The following is a 4,322-nucleotide window of genomic DNA, read 5'->3' as shown; positions in this document are numbered from 1 at the left end:
GGTTTGCGAAATGTGATTGACGGTAAAGTGGAATTGCTTAACGGTTTTGAATTTAATATTCGTTGAAAACTCGGCACGAGTTTGTTTGCTCCTTTTGTGGCAACGATTAACCGACCAATAGGACATATCAAAGTGGATTTGGCTTCGTTCATTCCTTCGAATATCATTGTAGCTCCTTCTGGAACCAAACACTTCAAAATTATTTCGGCTGGTGCTGAAATCGATTTTGAAGCAGAATCTTTCATAATATTATATTTAAAGCGATACAATTAATCTAATTAAACATACGTATAATCATTTGATTTTCAATTAAATAAATATTAAAAAAGAAAATAAAAAACTAAAAAAAAGATGACTTAGGAGCACCTTTTTTTGAATGATTTGTTTCCTAATTATATACACTTAATTAGTCATTTTTGAAATAATTTTATTTGTTGTAAAGTGGATTAGTTTTTATTATTTCCCTTATTTTACTAGGGTTTAAATAGCGTTCTGTTTTAGGTTTTGATTCAATATTATCAGCTCCGCGCCAATTCTCCATTTTTAAATTTTCACGAACGGATATACTCCAGTATAGCAATTGGTATCCCAATCCGTGATTAATACATATTTTATCAGTCCCACTTTCAAATTTATCAACTTGCTCTTTCGAAAAAATTTCGATCCAAATTAAATGTATCATTTGAGAAAAACCTTTTTGACTGTAATCAGATACATGCGAAAGTTCATGACCTAAAACCCCAATTTGGGCATTATAACTAAGTTTTTCTAATAAGATTGGTTCTAAAAATGCATTGGTTTTTGTACTGATGGTAATTATGTAAGTCCGTTTTTTTGCATCTCGAAATAAGCTCCAAAAGGTAGGTCTTGATGATAGTGGCGTATTGGTTTCTTTTAAGCAAAACTTTATCCTAACATTTTTTAATTCCGGAAAAAAGGTAAGCGCCGTAAATATTTGTTTTTGGTAGGTTTTATCAAATGTTTTATTTTTTCCAAAAACCACATTCAACGCTGTTATATTTTGATCTGATAAGCTATCCTTATAAAATTGTTGCTGAATTTTTTGAGCAAATATTGGTAACGATAATAAGGCTAGGAATAGGATTAAAATTTGTTTTCCCATTTTATTAAAATTATTGTTATTACTAATTTATACCACAAATTTACATTAATAAGAATAGCCAATCGATCAGTCTTCTTTTAATTGAGGCAAAAGGATTATTTTTTCAATCTTGATTTAAATATTTTTTCAAACTTTTCAATTTTTGGTTGAATTACTAATTTACAATAGGGTTGATTTTTATTGTTTTCATAGTAATTCTGATGATATGCTTCCGCTTTGTAAAAATGAGTTAATGGTTCTACAGTTGTTACTATTTTATCATCATAAACTTTGGCTTTATTCAACGTTTCGATAATATTTTGAGCAGCTAACTTTTGAGCCGCATTATTATAAAGTATAACCGAGCGGTATTGTGTTCCTAAATCATTTCCTTGTCTGTTTAAAGTTGTAGGATCATGAACTGTAAAAAATACTTTGAATATCTCATCTAAGCTAGTAACCGTTTTATCATAAGTAATTTGCACGACTTCAGCATGTCCTGTATTCCCAGACGAAACTTCTTCATAACTTGGATTGGTTGTTTTTCCTCCAGCAAAACCAGAAACAACAGACTTCACTCCTACTAAATTTTCATAAACAGCTTCAACACACCAGTAACAACCTCCACCTATTGTTATGGTTTCAAAATTATTAGTGCTTGGTTTTTTATTTTCTTTATTTTGTGCTACTAGACTAAAACTAGCTAGTAAACATATTGCAATTATTTTCCTCATGGTATTTGTTTTTTTTAATTAATTTGTGATTTTGAGCTAGCCTTTATAATTCCATTTTTTGTGTTTTGAATATATGCTACTATCATAAAATCCGTTGGTAGCCATTCTGGATTGAATTTGAAAAAAATTTTATTATTAGATTCAGAATAATTTATTTCCGTTTTAAAATCATAAACAATATTATAACTGATTTGTTTTAAACCACTATTTTCGCCTCGCTTAATACTTGTAAACTCTTTTTTCTTCACCAAAGCAAGATTGACAATTGTACCTGGTATTTTGTCAGCATCAAATTCAAAATCTAATTGATTGTTTGAAACCATAACATTTTTGATAGAAATTTTGTAATCTGATACTAATTCTAATTCTTTATTTACCAAATCCTCTATTTTGCTTTTATAACTACCAATAAGTTCATATTTACCATTGATAACTAATTGTGGTGTGTAATTTCCTTGAGTATTTAATTGGATAGCATAGTTTCTTTGCCTGTTTGTAAATTGTGCTTTACTAAATGGATCTTTCCAACCAATATAATTCCAATAGTCAACATGAAATGCCAATGGAATAATTTTTGGGTTGTTTTGAAGGGCATATTTTGCCAGAACTTCATCGGCTGGTGGACAGCTACTACAACCTTGTGAGGTAAAAAGTTCGAGTACCACAAAACCATTAGAAGAAGATTTACTTTGTTTATTTTCTACTACTTTTTGAAGAGTAAAACTTGAAACAATGATGCCTACGATTAATAACCCTGATTTAATAAATGAGCTTTTCATATTGATTATTTTTTAGGATCCGGAATAAAATCTAATGCTATTGAGTTCATACAATACCGCTTACCCGTTGGTGGTGGTCCATCATCAAAAAGATGTCCTAAATGTCCGCCACATCTGCCACAAAGTGCCTCCGTACGTTCCATTCCGATAGAACTATCATTTTTATAAACAACACTTTTTGAATTGGCTTGTTCAAAGAAACTTGGCCAACCACAAGTACTAGAAAATTTTGCACCAGAACGGAAAAGTTTAAAACCACATGCTGCGCAGTAGTAAGTTCCTTTATCATCTGTGTTCCAATATTTTCCTGTAAATGGTCGTTCAGTATCAGCATGTCTTGATACTTCATAGACATCTTCAGGAAGTACTTTTTTCCATTCAGCATCTGTAAGCTTTAGCTTTTTAGTACTTGTGTTGGAATAGTACGGGTTGTTGGGTTTTCTAATAGTATCATTAGTACTAATAACATTAACCGCTTTTATTTTATTTTTATTAAACTGTGAGAATGCCGTTAAAAAAAATACCTGGAACAAAAGCAATACACTAAATTTTAAATTATAATTTTTCATCTTTTTAAATTTTATAATACAAATTTATCAAGATAAAAAAAGTCAAACTGTCACCTAACTTACAATTGGAATCAATTGGGATTTAATTAACGTTTAAATATATTAGTAGAAAGTGGGACAGAAAATAATCTATTATCTATCACAAAAGCATTGGTTACTAATGATGGGAAATATTTAGAGAATAATTCTAGTTTACAAAATAGAACAAAAAAAGTAATAACTAGAGCAAAGATTTTAAGTTTAAATAAAATAGTTATTCTACACTATTTAGTCTTTTTTATAATATATAACAAATGAGTATTGTCAACTAGATTGTCAATAATAATAAAAAAACTAAAAATCAATAGATTATGATGGTTTTTTTGCGGAGAATACACCTTGTATGCAAAGCATACAAAAGCCCTATTAACGTACTTTAGAACCTGTCCAATTTTGTTTCAACATGTGATTGACTTGTGATTTTTCTCTAGGTTCTTTATTTTCCATTAATAAAAGCTTATCTTCTAAATACACTTAAATTAAATCGTGTGCCATAATTTTAGCTACTTTAAAATCGTGAGAAATAGAAAATGTATGATCCACTTCAAAATAAAAACTATCCAATGCTAATTTTATATCAAATTCCCCTCTGGTAAAATATTTAATATCTAGGTAATTACTTCCTGTACGGTAGGTAGTATCTATAAAAATCTAAATTACTATCGAAATAGCGTTTTAATTTTTCAATTGATTTTATAATAATATTTATTGCATTCTCACTCCTTATTATAGGATTATCAATTTCTAAATCGGTAAAATTTAATTGTTCATTAAGATTTGTTAAAAGTTGACCAATTTTTGAGTTCATATGATGCAAGTCTATTGTACTAATTTAAAATCAAATTGACAAAAAACTAAGCTGTATAGAGAAGTTAAAGGCATAAGAATTGGTTGTATATTGTTTTTAATGTGTTACTTTATTATTTAATTATATCTAAACCTATACCAAAAGTGCTACCTAAACCTAATTCACTTTCAACCCATATTCTTCCATTTTGTGCTTCAATGAATTCTTTACTAATTGCTAATCCTAAACCTGTTCCAGATTTATTACTTCCAGGGATTTGGAAATATTTATCAAAAACTTTGTCTTTATATT

General features: G+C 28.9%; 7 protein-coding genes. All 7 read right to left on the bottom strand.

What is annotated here, in order from left to right; translation table 11 throughout:
* A partial coding sequence (locus tag ABI549_RS13490) for a hypothetical protein (protein ID WP_348076979.1) occupies positions 1–245 on the bottom strand: 245 nt, incomplete at its 3' end.
* A 182-nt stretch (positions 246–427) separates the two neighbouring features.
* Positions 428–1,123 (bottom strand): hypothetical protein, encoded by a 696-nt coding sequence (locus ABI549_RS13485; RefSeq protein ID WP_348076978.1) that lies wholly within the window; start codon positions 1,121–1,123, stop codon positions 428–430.
* Between the two features lie 95 nt (positions 1,124–1,218).
* On the bottom strand, positions 1,219–1,836 hold the full coding sequence (gene msrA, locus ABI549_RS13480) for a peptide-methionine (S)-S-oxide reductase MsrA (protein WP_348076977.1): 618 nt from the start codon (positions 1,834–1,836) through the stop codon (positions 1,219–1,221).
* 14 nt (positions 1,837–1,850) lie between these two features.
* Entirely contained in the window at positions 1,851–2,615 is a 765-nt protein-coding gene (locus ABI549_RS13475) for a DUF1223 domain-containing protein (protein ID WP_348076976.1), read from the bottom strand.
* Positions 2,616–2,620: 5 nt separating this feature from the next.
* On the bottom strand, positions 2,621–3,184 hold the full coding sequence (msrB, locus tag ABI549_RS13470) for a peptide-methionine (R)-S-oxide reductase MsrB (protein WP_348076975.1): 564 nt from the start codon (positions 3,182–3,184) through the stop codon (positions 2,621–2,623).
* Positions 3,185–3,697: 513 nt separating this feature from the next.
* Entirely contained in the window at positions 3,698–3,799 is a 102-nt protein-coding gene (locus ABI549_RS13465; protein WP_348076981.1) for an RteC domain-containing protein, read from the bottom strand.
* A 344-nt stretch (positions 3,800–4,143) separates the two neighbouring features.
* Positions 4,144–4,322, bottom strand: a 179-nt coding sequence (locus tag ABI549_RS13460; RefSeq protein ID WP_348076980.1) for an ATP-binding protein, incomplete at its 5' end; no start/stop codon positions are given.

The sequence above is a fragment of the Flavobacterium sp. genome (genome assembly GCF_039932285.1).
Lineage (GTDB): Bacteria > Bacteroidota > Bacteroidia > Flavobacteriales > Flavobacteriaceae > Flavobacterium.
The sequence above is the reverse complement of the archived record's forward strand: the minus strand, read 5'-3'. Positions and strand labels throughout refer to the sequence as shown.